The sequence below is a fragment of the Methylophilus sp. QUAN genome, from assembly GCF_015354445.1.
Classification (GTDB): Bacteria; Pseudomonadota; Gammaproteobacteria; order Burkholderiales; family Methylophilaceae; genus Methylophilus.
In genome coordinates, this window is sequence record NZ_JADKYT010000001.1 from 482794 (window position 1) to 499146 (window position 16353).

Here is a 16353-nt window from a genome sequence, read left to right on the forward strand (position 1 = left end):
CATGATCATGACCCCCACCGAGAGCTTCATTTCACACCTGATCGAATTGCGTAACCGCTTGCTGCGTGCCATTGTGGGGTGGTTGCTGGTGTTTGTGGCCTTGTTTCCGTTTGCCGATAAACTGTATAGCTTGCTGGCGGCGCCGTTGCTAAGCAAGCTGCCGCAAGGGGCGCAAATGATTGCGACGGCGGTGACCACGCCGTTTTTCGTGCCGATGAAAGTCACCATGTTAACGGCATTCCTGATTGCGCTACCCTGGATGATTTATCAATGCTGGGCATTCGTCTCCCCGGGCTTGTATACGCATGAAAAACGCCTGATTAGGCCCTTGCTGGCCGCTGCCATCGTGCTGTTTTTTGTCGGCATGGCATTTGCCTATTTTGTAGTGTTCCCTGTGGTGTTCAGCTTCCTTGTCGGGAGTGCTCCGCAAGGCGTGACCGTGATGACGGATATTGCCGAGTACCTCGATTTCGTCATCGGCCTGTTCGTGGCATTTGGCTTTGCGTTTGAAGTGCCGGTCGCTGTGGTGTTGATGGCGCTCATGGGATGGGTCACACTGGCGCAGCTCAAAGAATCACGTTCTTATGTGATTGTGGGCGCTTTTGTACTGGGGGCAATTTTTACGCCACCGGATATTGTTTCCCAGTGTATGCTCGCCATTCCGCTATGGCTGCTCTATGAAATTGGCTTGCTGGTGGTGCGCTGGCTACCGACAGCGCCAGCCAGCGATTCTGCTACAAGCTAATTATTGCGGGATTTTGTTGGGTAGTGGGCGCTTACCTACTACGAGTGCGATATTCACTTTTTTACCGGCGCGTATGATAGACAAAGTGGCTTTTTCACGTGGCTTGAGCATGGCAATGATGTTCAGCATGGATTGACTGTCTGCCACCGGCTTGTCATCAATGCCTACCAAAATATCCCCAGGGCGCAAACCGGCATGATCAGCCGGGCTATCCAGCAATACACCGGCAATCAACGACCCGTTGGCTGATTTCAGGTTAAATGACTCTGCCAGTTCTGGCGTGATGTCTTGTGCTTCAATGCCAATCCAGCCGCGGGTGACGGTGCCGCTGGAGCTGATTTGTTCCATCACCTGTTTGGCAATACTGACTGGAATGGCAAAGCCTATGCCCATGCTGCCGCCGTTGCGAGAGTAAATCGCACTGTTAATGCCGATCAGGTTGCCGTTGACGTCAATGAGCGCACCACCAGAGTTGCCAGGGTTGATTGAGGCATCGGTCTGGATAAAGTTTTCAAAGGTATTGATGCCCAAATGGTTACGGCCCAGGGCGCTGATAATCCCCTGGGTCACAGTCTGGCCAACGCCGAACGGGTTGCCAATGGCTAGCACCACGTCGCCGACTTTCATCTGGTCGCTATTGCTAAACGTAATCGCTGGCAGGTCTTTACGGTCAATCTTAAGCACCGCCAGGTCGGTGTCCGGGTCTGTGCCTACGACAGTCGCAGAAGACTTGCTGCCATCGCTGAGCGCCACTTCAATCTGGTCGGCAGAGCTGATTACATGGTTGTTGGTTAAAATCAGGCCGTCAGCACTGACAATCACGCCGCTCCCCAGGCTGTTTTCTGGTTGCTCATCTTCTTCCTCCATTTCATCGCCAAAAAAATGACGGAACAGCGGGTCATTTTTGAGGGCATGGTGCGGGTCCTGGCTAATGCGTGCAGTGGTGAATATATTGACCACTGAAGGCATGGCTTTGCTGACCGCCGTGCGGTAGCCGTTTTTTGCAATGGCGGCCGTGGTGTTGGTCGCGGCTTGTTTGCTGGCTGGCTGACTGGCGGGTTGTGTTAGCACGCCAGGGTAGAATAGTTTCAACACAAACAAAATGCCCAGGCAAACGGTGACGGCTTGTGAGAAGATAGACCAGAGATGTCGCATAATTGCAAAAGTAAGTGAATGTCTTAACAATGCCTAGTATATATGAGAGTCAGAGATGGAATTAAATCTTCTTGTCACAGAGCTGGCCAATTTTTTACAAGTTGGCAAATTTCAAGATTATTGCCCAAATGGGTTGCAGGTAGAAGGGCGGCCACAGGTGCGGCGTATTGTCAGTGGCGTCACGGCTAGCCAGGCGTTGATTGAGGCAGCAATCGCCGCAGATGCCGATGCGATTCTGGTGCACCATGGCTACTTCTGGCGTGGAGAGGCGGCCGAAGTGACCGGGCTCAAGCGCAATCGCCTCAAGCGTTTGCTGACGCATGATCTGAGCCTGCTGGCTTATCACTTGCCGCTGGATGCGCATGCTGAAGTCGGCAATAACGTGCAGCTGGGGCACGTGTTCGAGTGGCCGATCACGCGTTATCTCGATGATAAAAATATGCTGCCCATGGCTGAGTTTTCGCAAGCAATGACGCTCGCGCAACTTGGCGAGCGTGTGAGTGCCAGCCTGGGTCGGCAGGCGCAGTTGCTGGGTGATCCGCAAAAACAGGTGCGAACGGTGGCCTGGTGCACCGGCGCTGCGCAATCCTATATTCAGCAGGCTGTGAATGCCGGGGTGGATGTGTTTATCAGTGGCGAGGTTTCAGAGCAGACCTGGCATACCGTGTGTGAAACCGAGACCGCTTATATCAGCGCTGGCCATCACGCGACTGAGCGCTACGGTGTACAGGCATTGGGTCAGTGGATCGCCGAAAAATATGGCATAGAACACATTTACGTTGAGCTGGATAACCCGGTTTAATTGATTAATATCAATGACTTATTGAATTAAATTTGGCTTGTTTCTGCGAAAAATGTATAATCGCGACTCAAGTTTTGATCACACTGTTACCTCAAAAGGGTAGATTAAGGAAGCCAATGTCAGAAAACAAAATTGACAACAACTGTTTGTCGTTTTGCCAGCCATCTGAGGTGGATTTGCAAAAACGCGATTTCTTGGTAAAAGCCACTGCTGCTACAGGCGCTGTGGGTGTTGCCGCGGTCGCGGTGCCGTTTGTCGGCAGCATGCTGCCGAGTGAGCGCGCCAAAGCGGCCGGTGCACCCGTCGAAGTGGATATCAGCAAGCTGAAACCGGGTGAAAAAATGACGGCCGAATGGCGCGGTCAGCCGGTATGGATTGTGCGTCGTACCCCAGAGATGCTGGCCAAGCTGGTCAAGCATGACGATCAGTTGTCTGATCCTAATCTGGAAGTGCCGCAACAGCCTGAATACTGCAAAAACAAAGATCGTTCGATTAAACCTGAGTTCGCTGTGATGTTGGGTACATGCACGCATTTGGGTTGCTCACCAAACGACAACTTTGTTGCAACAGCAGAGTGGGATGGCGGTTTTGTCTGTCCATGCCACGGCTCTAAATTCGATTTGTCTGGTCGTGTGTTCAAGGGTTCCCCTGCACCAAAAAATCTGCTGATCCCACCACACCAATACCTGACAGACACAACGCTGCTGATTGGCGAAGATAAAAAGGCGGAGGCGTAAATATCATGGCAACTAATAAAAAAACAATTGCCGCTGGTGTGTTGGACTGGGTTGATGCCAGATTTCCACTGACCAGTACTATCAAGGGACACCTGACCGAATATTACGCGCCAAAAAACTTCAATTTCTGGTATTTCTTTGGTTCATTGGCTTTATTGGTGCTGGTGCTGCAAATCGTCACCGGTATCTTTTTAACCATGAACTACAAGCCAGATGCTGAATTGGCATTTGCTTCTGTTGAATACATCATGCGCGATGTGTTTGGCGGCAATATTATTCGTTACATGCACTCTACCGGCGCCTCCATGTTCTTTGTGGTGGTTTACCTGCACATGTTCCGTGGCATCATTTACGGCTCCTACAGAACGCCACGTGAACTGATCTGGCTGTTTGGCGTGGGTATTTTCCTGGTGTTGATGGGTGAGGCCTTTTTCGGCTACCTGCTGCCATGGGGCCAAATGTCCTACTGGGGTGCGCAAGTGATTGTGAACCTGTTCTCTACCGTGCCATTTATCGGTCCTGACTTGTCCGAGTGGTTGCGTGGTGATTACCTGGTTTCCGATGCAACATTGAACCGTTTCTTTGCTTTCCATGTGATTGCGTTGCCGCTGGTCTTGTTGGGCCTGGTGGCCGTGCACATCGTGGCCTTGCATGAAGTGGGTTCCAATAACCCTGACGGCGTTGAAATTAAAGCGACGAAGGATAAAGCCACCGGTATTCCATTGGACGGCATTCCTTTCCATCCTTATTACTCAGTGAAAGACCTGGTGGGTGTGGTGGCGTTCCTGATGGTGTTCTTTGCCATTGTGTTCTTTATGCCTGAAATGGGTGGTTACTTCCTGGAAGCCAACAACTTTGTGCCGGCTGATCCGCTGAAAACACCTGCGCACATTGCACCGGTCTGGTATTTCACGCCTTACTACTCCATTTTGCGTGCTGTACCGCCTATCGGTATTTCACAATTCCCTGGTGTGGTGGCGATGGGCTTGTCTGTGGTTGCCTTTGCATTCCTGCCTTGGCTGGACAAGAGCCCGGTGAAATCTATCCGTTATCGTGGCAAGCTATATAAGCGCTGGTTAGCTGCGTTTGTCGTGAGCTTCGTGATCCTGGGTTATCTGGGCACGGTTCCAGGTGATATTTGGGGTCAATTCGGACCATGGTTGGGTCGTGCAGACCGTGCAACAGTGCTTGCCCGTATTTGTAGCGTGGTGTACTTCGCATTCTTTGCCTTGATGCCTTGGTACACTAAAAAAGATCAAACCAAGCCTGTGCCAGAAAGGGTGACATACTAATGATGAAGAAAATGTTTTTGCAGGCTTTTACTAGCCTGACACTGCTGGTTTCTGGCGTGGCATTGGCCAATGAAGTGCACATTGACGTGAAAGCGCCAATCAGCATGAGTGATAAGGCCTCTTTGCAACGTGGTGCCAAAAACTTTGTGAACTATTGCTTAAACTGCCATAGCGCGAACTACATGCGTTATAACCGTTTGCAGGACATCGGTCTGACCGACAAACAGATTAAAGAGAATTTGCTGTTTGCCGGTGAAAAGGTTGGTGAAACCATGCGCGTCAGCATGAATCCTAAAGATGCCAAGAAATGGTTTGGTGCTGCACCGCCTGACTTGAGCGTTGAAGTGCGTGCGCGTGGTGCCGACTGGGTGTATGCCTACCTGCGTAGTTTCTACAAGGATGACACACGTCCAACCGGCTGGAATAACCAGGTGTTTGACAAAGTGGCGATGCCACATGTGTTGTATGAGTTGCAAGGTGTACAGGTGCTGGATCATGAAACACACACGCTGAAGCTGGAAAGGGCGGGTAAATTGAGTCCTCAAGAGTATGACCAGTTTGCGGGTGATCTGACCAACTTCCTGGCCTTTATGGCTGAGCCAGCCAAACAATCCCGCTACTGGATTGGCGTCGTGGTGTTGCTGTTCCTGTCTGTACTGTTCGTCTTGGTGAAGAAAATCAAAACCGAATACTGGAAAGATATTCGCTAACTGCAAACCAAGTCCGACACCAAGGCGTGAGGCCTTGGTGTCTTTTTTTATAGGGAAAATAAATTATGATGAGATTGTATTCGGGTACTGTCGATCCTTACAGTCACCGTTGCCGTATCGTATTGTTCGAAAAGGGCATGGACTTTGAAGTCATTGATGTTGATCTGACCAATAAGACCGAAGATTTGGCCATTTTGAATCCATATGGTGAAGTACCGGTGTTGGTTGAGCGCGACCTCGTGTTGTCGGAAGCCAATATCATCAATGAGTATATTGATGAGCGTTTTCCACATCCGCAGTTAATGCCAGCGGATCCTGTGATGCGTGCGCGTGCGCGACTGTTCCTCTACAACTTTGAAAAAGACTTGTTCAGTCATATCAAGGATATTGAGTCCAGCGATGAAGAAACGGCAGACAAGGCGCGTAAAGTGGTGCGCGATAATCTGACGCAACTGGTGCCAATTTTCGGTAAGCAAAGCTACCTGATGGGTGATGAGTATTCCATGCTTGACGTAGCCATCACGCCATTGCTGTGGCGCTTGGGTCACTATGGCATTGAATTGCCTAACCAGGCATCACCATTGCTGAAATACGCAGAGCGTCTGTTCTCGCGTCCAATGTACGCTGAAGCCATGACGCCTTCTGAAAAGGCCATGCGTAAATAACATCAGTCAGTCCCCAGGCAGCGCGAATACCCTTCGCGCTGTTTTTTTAAGGAAAGTCGTATGAGCACTTTGATCCCTACCAACGCTTACCTGATACGCGCCATTCATGAGTGGTGTGTTGATAACGGATTGACGCCACATTTACTGGTGAAGGTTGATGCGCATACGCGGGTGCCTATGGCTTATGTGAAAAATGGCGAAATCGTACTGAACATGAATTACACCGCAGTCAAAGACTTGCATATTGATAATGATGCGGTGGTGTTTTCTGCCCGTTTCAGTGGCGTCGCGCAGCATATTTATGTGCCGATTAACCGTGTCGGCGGTGTGTTCGCCCGCGAGAATGGCCAGGGTATGTTCTTTGAGGTGGTCGATGGCCAGGCGCCTGAGCCGGGAACCCGCACGGTCGCTGATGCGGACCCCGTGCCGGAGGCTCCCGTTGCTAAAAAGTCCCACCTTAAAGTAGTGAAGTAATAACGGGTGGCTTGTCATGCTTTGTGGCGTGATTGGCCTGTGGGGATTGGCTTAATGGCCTTTTTTCAGCAAAAAATAAAAAATTCTTAAAAAGCACTAGATTACTTCTCAAAAAAAGTGATATAGTTGCGCCTTCCTGAAATGCCGGGTTAGCTCAGTTGGTAGAGCAGCGCACTTGTAATGCGAAGGTCATCAGTTCGATTCCGATACCCGGCACCAAATTTATGTTTGCTGACATTGACGTCGGCGGCATTAACCGCGATAATCGCGGTCGATTTTTTGGAGAGGTGGCCGAGTGGTTAAAGGCGACGGACTGTAAATCCGTTCTCTCTGAGTACGCTGGTTCGAATCCAGCCCTCTCCACCAAAAAATGATTGCCTGTAGGTATTGCTGTAAAGCGGGTCGGTGAGAACCCTCCTTGGGTGTTCTGCATAGTGCGGGTGTAGCTCAGTTGGTAGAGCACTTGCCTTCCAAGCAAGATGTCGCGAGTTCGAACCTCGTCGCCCGCTCCAACAATAACAATAGGCAAAACGCCCATGTGGCTCAGTGGTAGAGCACTCCCTTGGTAAGGGAGAGGTCGCGGGTCCGATTCCCGCCATGGGCACCAGATTTGCTCTGTAAATCTACGGGGCTTGGTAAGTAGTCGCGTGCAAGGGTGCTGTCATCCGCGTCGCATAATTTGTGAAAACAATTATTGGCTTTATTTAGTACTAATAAAGGAAAAACATCATGGCAAAAGGCAAATTTGAACGTACCAAGCCACACGTGAACGTTGGTACGATTGGTCACGTTGACCACGGTAAGACGACATTGACAGCGGCGATCACCACTGTATTGACGAAGAAATTTGGCGGCGAAGCAAAAGCTTACGACCAAATTGACGCGGCACCAGAAGAAAAAGCACGTGGTATTACCATTAACACAGCACACGTTGAGTACGAGACTGCAACACGTCACTACGCACACGTTGACTGTCCAGGTCACGCTGACTACGTTAAGAACATGATTACCGGTGCTGCCCAGATGGACGGCGCGATCCTGGTATGTTCAGCTGCTGACGGCCCGATGCCACAAACACGTGAGCACATCCTGTTGGCCCGCCAGGTTGGTGTTCCATACATCGTGGTGTTCCTGAACAAAGCAGACATGGTTGACGATGCTGAGTTGTTGGAACTGGTTGAGATGGAAGTGCGTGACTTGCTGAGCAAGTATGACTTCCCAGGTGATGACACCCCAATCGTTAAAGGTTCAGCAAAATTGGCACTGGAAGGTGACCAATCAGAAATCGGCGAACCAGCGATTTTCGCCTTGGCTGACGCATTGGACAGCTACATCCCAACACCAGAGCGCGCAATCGACGGCGCATTCCTGATGCCAGTGGAAGACGTATTCTCTATCTCTGGTCGTGGTACTGTAGTAACAGGCCGTATCGAGCGTGGTATCGTTAAAGTCGGCGACGAAATCGAAATCGTAGGTATCAAGCCAACATTGAAAACCACCTGTACTGGTGTTGAAATGTTCCGTAAACTGCTGGACCAGGGTCAAGCAGGCGACAACGTAGGCGTATTGCTGCGTGGTACTAAGCGTGAAGAAGTTGAGCGTGGTCAAGTATTGTCCAAATCAGGTTCTATCAAGCCACACACCAAGTTCACAGCAGAGATCTACGTGTTGGGTAAAGATGAAGGTGGTCGTCATACACCATTCTTCAACGGCTACCGTCCACAGTTCTACTTCCGTACAACTGACGTGACTGGTGCAGTTGAATTGCCAGCAGGTACCGAAATGGTTATGCCAGGTGACAACGTATCTATCTCAGTTGCACTGATTGCTCCGATCGCGATGGAAGAAGGCTTGCGCTTCGCTATCCGTGAAGGTGGTCGTACCGTTGGTGCTGGCGTCGTTGCCAAAATCATCGAGTAATAGTTGATGTATGTGAAAGCTGCGCTACAACCCGTGCAGCTTTCGCTTTAAAGAGTACAGGCCAATAGCTCAATTGGTAGAGTATCGGTCTCCAAAACCGAGGGTTGGGGGTTCGAGACCCTCTTGGCCTGCCAAACACCCAGAATAATCTGAGGTGTTAATCATAAAGTTAAGTATATGATCGATAAAATCAAACTGGCTTTATCCCTGTTGTTACTAGCTTTAGGGATCGCCGGTTTTTATCTTTTTGAAGATAAAGCAATGGTTATTAGGATACTTGCCGTATTGGCAGGTATTGTCGCGTCTGTAGCAGTGGCGTGGACTGCGCCACAAGGCAAGCAGGCGCTAGGCTTTTTTAATGAGTCTGTTGCTGAAGCCAAGCGTGTTGTCTGGCCAACGCGTCAGGAAACGTTGCAAACCACATTGGCGGTTGTTGTGCTGGTTGTGATCATGGCAGCATTCCTGGCATTGGTCGATATCAGCTTCGCCTACATGGTGCAATGGATTATGGGTAAAGGAGCTTAATGTCTATGCGTTGGTATGCAGTTCAAGCTTTCTCCGGCATGGAAAAATCCGTGAAAGCCGGTTTGGAAGAGCGCATCATCAGATCTAACTTGCAAGATCAGTTCGGTGACATTCTGGTGCCCGTTGAAGAAGTGGTTGAGTTGAAGAATGGTCAAAAGACTATTTCTGAGCGTCGCCTGTATCCTGGCTATGTGCTGGTACAGATGGAAATGACTGACGAGAGCTGGCACCTGGTAAGAAGCACGCCAAGAGTGACTTCGTTTATCGGTGGCACAGCGCAACGTCCAACCCCGATCAAAGACAAAGAAGTAGAAATCATTTTGCGTCGCATGGATGACAGCAAGTCAAATCCAACGCAGAAGATGACGTTTGAAAAGGGCGAGAGCGTACGCGTGATCGATGGCCCATTCAAAGATTTCTCTGGTAGCGTTGAAGAAGTGAACTACGACAAAAACAAACTGCGTGTTTCCGTGGTGATTTTTGGTCGCGCGACACCAGTTGAACTGGATTTTGCACAGGTAGAAAAAGAAGTCTAGTTGTGCATTGTTCGACTGCCGTGAACGGTGGTCGATATTTTTAACGGGGAGCCTGCCTCAGGCGTTATTACCCATTTTAGGAGTCAAACATGGCAAAGAAAGTCATTGGCTACATCAAGCTGCAGATCCCTGCAGGTAAAGCCAACCCAAGCCCACCAGTCGGTCCAGCACTGGGTCAACGTGGTCTGAACATCATGGAATTCTGTAAAGCGTTTAACGCTGCAACCCAAGGCGTAGAGCCAGGCTTGCCAATTCCAGTGGTGATCACTGCATTTGCAGACAAGAGCTTCACGTTTGTGATGAAAACCCCTCCAGCGACCGTGCTGATCAAAAAAGCGGCCAAGCTGGAAAAAGGGTCTGCACGTCCTCATACAGACAAAGTTGGCAAGATCACTCGTGCGCAAGCTGAAGAGATCGCCAAAACAAAACAGCCTGACCTGACGGCTGCTGACCTGGATGCCGCTGTACGTACCATCGCTGGTAGCGCACGCAGCATGGGTATCGAAGTGGAGGGTGTATAACATGGCTAAAAGAATTGATGCATTGCGTGCGAAAATCGACCGCAACAAATTATATCCAGTGGCTGAAGCCCTGAACCTGGTTAAAGAAGGCGCGACTGCCAAATTTAACGAATCTGTTGATGCTGTGATTAACCTGGGTATCGACCCACGTAAATCTGACCAGCTGGTGCGTGGCGCGATCGTATTGCCTAACGGTACTGGTAAAACAACGCGCGTGGCTGTGTTTGCACAAGGCGCGCAAGCTGAAGCGGCTAAAGCAGCTGGTGCTGATATCGTTGGTTTCGAAGACCTGGCTGAGCAAGTTAAAGGCGGCATGCTGGACTTTGACGTTGCGATTGCAACGCCTGATGCGATGCGTATCGTTGGTGCATTGGGTCAAGTATTGGGTCCACGTGGTTTGATGCCAAACCCAAAAGTGGGCACCGTGACCCCAGATGCAGCGACTGCTGTTAAAAACGCTAAAGCCGGTCAAGTACAATACCGTACTGACAAAGGTGGTATCGTGCATTGCACGATCGGCCGTGCTTCTTTCACAACTGAGCAATTGCAAGGTAACTTGTCTGCATTGGTTGATGCATTGAACAAAGCCAAGCCAACCAGCTCTAAAGGTGTCTACCTGAAGAAATTGTCCGTTTCCAGCACCATGGGTCCTGGCGTACGTGTCGATCAAGCATCAGTAGTAGCGTAATTTAAAGTCCCGGACGTCGCCGTCCGGGCAAAGAACTTTGGGCTTGAGTGCCAGCGATGAGCAAGCACTCAAGAGCATCAAAGACCGTTGGTGGTTAACTTAATAAATCGTTGAATGTAAATGGGTGAGCAATCCTCTGTTTGCAGCAATGTGAAACCAACGCAGATGGCGATCCCCAACACAGGATATTTCCATGCCCTGCACAAGGACGCCGTGAGTGGCCAGGTTATTTGACCTGGCTTTCATTAACGGAAGGAGAACAGACCTTGAGTCTTAATCTTACAGAGAAAAAAGAAGTCGTTGCCGAGGTGGCCGCTCAAGTGGCTAATGCACAAGCAATCGTACTTGCTGAGTATCGTGGTATTGGCGTAGCCAATATGACGAAACTGCGTGCCGATGCACGTAATGCAGGTGTGTATCTGCGTGTGTTGAAAAACACCCTGGTTCGTCGTGCAGTAGAAGGTACGCCTTTTGCAGCATTGGCTGACGACATGGTTGGGCCATTGGTATACGGCATTTCTGCCGATCCAGTTGCAGCTGCCAAAGTATTGAACAACTTCGCGAAAGAAAACGAACTGTTCGTACTGAAAGCAGGCGCAATGCCTAATGAGCGTCTTGATGTTGCTGGCGTACAAGCGTTGGCATCTACATTGAGCCGTGATGAGTTGCTGTCCAAACTGGCTGGCATGCTCAACGAAATCCCAACCAAGTTTGCTCGTGCCGTTGCAGCAGTACGCGACGAACAAGAAAAGCAAGCGGCTTAATTTTTAATCAAACTATTTTAGGAAATTTATATCATGGCAATTTCTAATGCTGACATCTTAGATGCAATCGGTGGCATGACCGTATTGGAACTGACTGCATTCATCAAAGAAATCGAAGAGAAGTTCGGTGTTTCTGCTGCTGCTGTTGCAGTCGCTGCTGGCGGCGCTGCTGCTGGTGCTGCTCCAGCTGCTGCTGAGCAAACTGAGTTCAACGTTGTGTTGAACGGCGCTGGCGACAACAAAGTAAGCGTGATTAAAGCTGTTCGTGAACTGACTGGCCTGGGCTTGAAAGAAGCTAAAGACCTGGTTGACGGCGCACCAAAAGCAGTTAAAGAAGGCGTAAGCAAAGCTGACGCTGAAGCAGCTGTGAAGAAATTGATCGAAGCGGGCGCTACTGCTGAGATGAAATAACTCACAATTGTGAATCTGGCTGGGCTGACGGGAGACCGTCGGCCTTCGCCATTTCTGGCGCATGCAGATTTTTAACGCGCTGACTGGCCAGAAAAAATGTTGTAAATCCGGTGTTATGGCCACATATAGTGAAAACTAAGTGGTTGATTTTTAATCGAAGTTAGATGTCAAAACATTGCAGTGGATGAAAAGTGTTTTGTCTTCTACCCTCAAAAATTTCAGGAGACGCTATGAGCTATTCCTTTACCGAAAAGAAACGCATCCGCAAAAGCTTTGCTAAGCGCGACAGTGTTCAAGAGGTACCTTACCTGCTAGCCATGCAGTTGGAATCCTACAAATCATTCCTGCAGGAAAACGTTCCACTCGACCAACGTAAAAACGAAGGTCTGGAATCGACTTTCCGTTCTATTTTCCCGATTGTTAGCCATTCTGAGAATGCACGTCTGGATTATGTGAGCTATCAATTGGGCGCAGAGCCATTTGATGTCAAAGAGTGTCAACAACGTGGTCTGACTTATGCCGTGCCTTTGCGCGTCAAAGTACGTTTGACCATCATGGACCGCGAAGCGTCCAAACCTACCGTGAAAGAAGTGAAAGAACAAGAAGTGTACATGGGCGAATTGCCGCTCATGACTGAAAACGGCTCTTTCGTGATTAACGGTACCGAGCGTGTGATTGTGTCGCAATTGCACCGCAGCCCAGGCGTGTTCTTTGAGCATGACCGTGGTAAAACCCACAGCTCCGGCAAGTTGCTGTTCTCAGCACGTATTATTCCTTACCGTGGTTCCTGGCTGGATTTTGAATTCGATCCAAAAGATTACCTGTACTTCCGTGTTGACCGTCGTCGTAAGATGCCAGTCACGATCTTGCTGAAGGCATTGGGTTATAACCCAGAACAAATTCTGGAAACTTTCCACGATACAGACACTTTCCATATTGGCCCTAAAGGCGTGGAATTTACACTGGTCGCTGACCGTCTGCGTGGCGAAGTGGCCAAGTTTGATATCACTGACAAAGAAGGTAATGTGCTGGTCGCCAAAGACAAGCGTATTACTGTGAAACACATCCGCGATATCGAAAAAGCGGGCGTGACCACCATGGCTGTGCCGACCGACTTCATGATGGGTCGTGCAGTTGCGAAAAATATCATTGATACCGATACCGGTGAATTGATTGCCAATGCCAACGATGAAATTACACCTTCATTGCTGGAAAAACTGGTTGCTGCCAAGATTGCTGAAATCGACACGATTTACACCAACGATCTGGATCACGGTAACTTCATTTCGCAAACATTGCGCAGTGATGAAATTCCTGACCAATACAGTGCACGTGTGGCGATTTACCGCATGATGCGCCCAGGCGAGCCACCAACCGAAGAAGCGGTAGAGGCTTTGTTTAAGGGCTTGTTCTTCACAGAAGATCGTTACGACCTGTCTGTGGTTGGCCGCATGAAGTTCAACCGTCGTGCTTACCCAAGCAAGCTGGAAGATCGTACCGCCGCCTGGATGCGCCGTTTCTATGAAAACGTCGGCCCACAAGGCGATACCGGCAGCAATGTGCTGTCTAACGAAGACATCCTGGCCGTGATTGGCGTGTTGATCGAGTTGCGCAATGGCCGTGGCGAAATCGACGATATCGATCACCTGGGTAACCGTCGTATCCGTTCTGTCGGTGAATTGGCAGAGAACCAGTTCCGTGCCGGTTTGGTGCGTGTTGAGCGTGCTGTGAAAGAACGTTTGTCTCAGGCTGAATCTGAGAACCTGATGCCGCACGACTTGATCAACGCAAAACCAGTGTCCAGCGCGATCCGTGAATTTTTTGGCTCCAGCCAGTTGTCACAGTTTATGGACCAAACCAACCCATTGTCAGAGATTACGCACAAGCGTCGTATCTCCGCTCTGGGCCCAGGCGGTCTGACCCGTGAACGTGCCGGCTTTGAGGTGCGTGACGTACATACGACCCACTACGGTCGTGTCTGTCCAATTGAAACACCGGAAGGTCCAAACATTGGTTTGATCAACTCATTGGCGCTGTATGCACGCACCAATGAATACGGTTTCCTGGAAACTCCTTACCGTTTGGTTGAAGAGAACAAGGTATCCGGCAAGATTGATTACCTGTCTGCGATTGAAGAGAGCCAGTATGTGATTGCACAGGCCAACACCGAAGTGTCTAAAGAAGGTGGCTTCAAAGAAGACCTGGTGTCAGCGCGTTTCCACAACGAATTCACCATGACGCAACCTGGTCGCGTACAGTACATGGACGTGGCCCCAGGCCAGATCGTGTCTGTGGCGGCTTCGCTGATTCCATTCCTGGAACACGATGACGCGAACCGTGCATTGATGGGTGCCAACATGCAACGTCAAGCGGTGCCTTGTCTGCGTGCTGAAAAAGCCGTGGTCGGTACAGGTATTGAGCGTACGGTAGCGGTTGACTCCGGTACTGTCGTTACTGCCCGCCGTGGTGGTGTGGTTGACTATGTGGACTCTGGCCGTATCGTGGTCCGTGTGCATGATGCTGAAGCATTGGCAGGCGAAGTGGGTGTGGACATCTACAACCTGACCAAATACACACGTTCTAACCAGAACACCAACATCAACCAGCGTCCGCTGGTCAAAGTTGGAGACATTATTTCCCGCGGCGACGTGGTGGCTGATGGCGCGTCAACTGACATGGGTGAGTTGGCGCTGGGCCAGAACATGCTGGTGGGCTTTATGCCATGGAACGGTTATAACTACGAAGACTCGATCTTGATCTCCGAGCGCGTGGTGGCAGATGACCGTTACACGTCTATCCATATTGAAGAACTGTCAGTGGTTGCCCGTGACACCAAGCTGGGGCCTGAAGAGATTACCCGTGATATTTCCAACCTGTCCGAGCGTATGCTGGGCCGTTTGGATGATTCCGGTATTATCTACATCGGTGCTGAAGTAGAAGCTGGCGACGTGTTGGTCGGTAAAGTGACACCAAAAGGTGAAACCACTTTAACGCCAGAAGAAAAATTGCTGCGTGCAATTTTCGGTGAAAAAGCGTCTGACGTAAAAGACACTTCACTGCGCGTACCATCAGGCATGACCGGTACAGTCATCGACGTACAAGTCTTCACCCGTGAAGGCATTGACCGCGATGCGCGTGCACAGCAGATTATTGACGACCAATTGTCTCACTACAAAAAAGATCTGGGCGACCAGATGCGTATTGTAGAAGACGATACCTTTGGCCGTATCAGCCGTTTGCTGGCTGGTAAAGTGGCGACCGGTGGTCCGAACAAACTGAAAAAAGGTGACACGCTGAACCAGGAATACCTGGAAAGCGTTGGCCGTTATGACTGGTTTGACATTCGTTTGAGCGATGAAGAAGCGGCACGCCAACTGGAGCAACTGAAGGACAGCTTGAGCCAGGCACGTGTTGAGTTTGACAACAAGTTCGAAGAGAAGAAACGCAAACTGACGCAAGGTGACGAATTGCCACCAGGCGTGCAGAAGATGGTGAAAGTATATCTGGCGGTGAAACGCCGTATTCAACCTGGTGACAAGATGGCAGGTCGTCACGGTAACAAGGGTGTGATCTCCAAGATTTGCCCGGTTGAAGATATGCCGCACATGGCTGACGGTACACCGTTAGACATCGTGTTGAACCCACTGGGCGTGCCTTCACGTATGAACATCGGTCAGATTCTGGAAACGCACTTGGGTTGGGCAGCTAAAGGCTTGGGCAAACGCCTGGGCGACATGTTGCAAGCCGAAGCCAAAGTGGCCGAGATCCGTGGCTTCCTGGACAAGATCTACAACAGCAGCACTGGCAAGAAAGAAGACATTGCCGGCCTGACTGACGTCGAAGTGATTGACCTGGCAACCAACCTGAAACACGGTGTGCCATTTGCAACGCCAGTGTTTGACGGTGCTGCCGAGTCTGACATTCGCGCTATGCTGGATCTGGCGTTCCCGGATGAAGACGAGCACACCAAGAAATTGCAGTTCCACGCAGGTAAAACACAGGTCAAACTGTTTGACGGCCGTACCGGTGATGCCTTTGAGCGTCCGGTTACCGTTGGTTACATGCACGTACTGAAACTGCACCACTTGGTCGACGACAAGATGCACGCACGTTCTACCGGTCCTTACAGCCTGGTGACACAACAACCGTTGGGTGGTAAAGCCCAGTTCGGTGGTCAGCGCTTCGGTGAGATGGAAGTTTGGGCACTGGAAGCGTATGGTGCGTCATACACCTTGCAAGAGATGTTGACAGTGAAATCAGATGACGTGAATGGCCGTACCAAAGTGTACGAAAACATCGTCAAAGGTGAGCACAAAATTGATGCGGGTATGCCTGAATCATTCAACGTGTTAGTGAAAGAAATCCGTTCACTGGCCATTGATATTGATTTGGACCGTAACTAAGCCCG

16 protein-coding genes and 5 tRNA genes are annotated in these 16353 nt (G+C 50.2%); 20 read left to right on the forward strand and 1 reads right to left on the reverse strand.

The genetic code is table 11. The features are described from left to right. Positions 1-7 precede the first annotated feature (7 nt). Positions 8-745, forward strand: a complete 738-nt coding sequence (gene tatC / locus INP79_RS02250) for a twin-arginine translocase subunit TatC (RefSeq protein WP_194752774.1) — start codon at positions 8-10, stop codon at positions 743-745. Here the strand turns inward: tatC and INP79_RS02255 are convergent, their stop codons facing one another. Next, entirely contained in the window at positions 746-1900 is a 1155-nt protein-coding gene (locus tag INP79_RS02255) for a S1C family serine protease (protein ID WP_194752775.1), read from the reverse strand. It lies immediately after the preceding gene. Positions 1901-1955: 55 nt separating this feature from the next. Between INP79_RS02255 and INP79_RS02260 the strand changes: the two genes are divergently transcribed. The 19 genes from INP79_RS02260 (at position 1956) to rpoB (ending at position 16348) form a co-directional block, all read left to right on the forward strand. Then, the gene (locus INP79_RS02260; protein WP_194752776.1) at positions 1956-2702 is read left to right on the forward strand and encodes a Nif3-like dinuclear metal center hexameric protein; all 747 of its coding nucleotides are present in this window, start codon (positions 1956-1958) and stop codon (positions 2700-2702) included. A 116-nt stretch (positions 2703-2818) separates the two neighbouring features. Then, positions 2819-3439 (forward strand): ubiquinol-cytochrome c reductase iron-sulfur subunit, encoded by a 621-nt coding sequence (petA, locus tag INP79_RS02265; protein WP_194740349.1) that lies wholly within the window; start codon positions 2819-2821, stop codon positions 3437-3439. A 5-nt stretch (positions 3440-3444) separates the two neighbouring features. Beyond that, the gene (locus tag INP79_RS02270; protein ID WP_194752777.1) at positions 3445-4731 is read left to right on the forward strand and encodes a cytochrome bc complex cytochrome b subunit; all 1287 of its coding nucleotides are present in this window, start codon (positions 3445-3447) and stop codon (positions 4729-4731) included. Further along, positions 4731-5441 (forward strand): cytochrome c1, encoded by a 711-nt coding sequence (locus tag INP79_RS02275; protein WP_228519686.1) that lies wholly within the window; start codon positions 4731-4733, stop codon positions 5439-5441. The genes INP79_RS02270 and INP79_RS02275 overlap by 1 nt, the downstream gene beginning before the upstream one ends. A 65-nt stretch (positions 5442-5506) precedes the next feature. Further along, the gene (locus tag INP79_RS02280; RefSeq protein ID WP_194752778.1) at positions 5507-6106 is read left to right on the forward strand and encodes a glutathione S-transferase N-terminal domain-containing protein; all 600 of its coding nucleotides are present in this window, start codon (positions 5507-5509) and stop codon (positions 6104-6106) included. 60 nt (positions 6107-6166) lie between these two features. Then, a complete protein-coding gene (locus INP79_RS02285) occupies positions 6167-6580 on the forward strand; it encodes a ClpXP protease specificity-enhancing factor (RefSeq protein WP_194752779.1) in 414 nt (137 codons plus the stop codon). A gap of 143 nt (positions 6581-6723) precedes the next feature. Further along, positions 6724-6799 (forward strand) — tRNA-Thr (locus tag INP79_RS02290). Between the two features lie 62 nt (positions 6800-6861). Further along, a tRNA-Tyr gene (locus INP79_RS02295) sits at positions 6862-6946 on the forward strand. A gap of 70 nt (positions 6947-7016) precedes the next feature. After that, positions 7017-7092: transfer RNA gene (locus INP79_RS02300), tRNA-Gly, on the forward strand. Positions 7093-7112: 20 nt separating this feature from the next. Next, positions 7113-7187: transfer RNA gene (locus INP79_RS02305), tRNA-Thr, on the forward strand. 122 nt (positions 7188-7309) lie between these two features. Then, complete coding sequence (tuf, locus tag INP79_RS02310) at positions 7310-8500, forward strand: elongation factor Tu (protein WP_194740353.1); 1191 nt, start codon at positions 7310-7312, stop codon at positions 8498-8500. Positions 8501-8558: 58 nt separating this feature from the next. After that, a tRNA-Trp gene (locus INP79_RS02315) sits at positions 8559-8634 on the forward strand. Between the two features lie 43 nt (positions 8635-8677). Further along, positions 8678-9025: a preprotein translocase subunit SecE gene (gene secE / locus INP79_RS02320; RefSeq protein ID WP_019881208.1), complete on the forward strand. Its 348-nt coding sequence runs from the start codon at positions 8678-8680 to the stop codon at positions 9023-9025. Further along, entirely contained in the window at positions 9025-9561 is a 537-nt protein-coding gene (nusG, locus tag INP79_RS02325; RefSeq protein WP_029147985.1) for a transcription termination/antitermination protein NusG, read from the forward strand. Before secE ends, nusG begins: the two co-directional genes overlap by 1 nt. Positions 9562-9650: 89 nt before the next feature. Next, entirely contained in the window at positions 9651-10082 is a 432-nt protein-coding gene (rplK, locus tag INP79_RS02330) for a 50S ribosomal protein L11 (RefSeq protein ID WP_018987686.1), read from the forward strand. 1 nt (position 10083) lies between these two features. After that, positions 10084-10770 (forward strand): 50S ribosomal protein L1, encoded by a 687-nt coding sequence (rplA, locus tag INP79_RS02335; protein WP_194752780.1) that lies wholly within the window; start codon positions 10084-10086, stop codon positions 10768-10770. Between the two features lie 266 nt (positions 10771-11036). After that, positions 11037-11534 (forward strand): 50S ribosomal protein L10, encoded by a 498-nt coding sequence (gene rplJ / locus INP79_RS02340; protein ID WP_194740356.1) that lies wholly within the window; start codon positions 11037-11039, stop codon positions 11532-11534. A gap of 33 nt (positions 11535-11567) precedes the next feature. Beyond that, positions 11568-11945, forward strand: coding sequence for a 50S ribosomal protein L7/L12 (gene rplL, locus INP79_RS02345; RefSeq protein ID WP_194740357.1), 378 nt, complete (start codon positions 11568-11570; stop codon positions 11943-11945). A gap of 230 nt (positions 11946-12175) precedes the next feature. Then, entirely contained in the window at positions 12176-16348 is a 4173-nt protein-coding gene (gene rpoB / locus INP79_RS02350; RefSeq protein ID WP_194752781.1) for a DNA-directed RNA polymerase subunit beta, read from the forward strand. Positions 16349-16353: the final 5 nt, after the last annotated feature.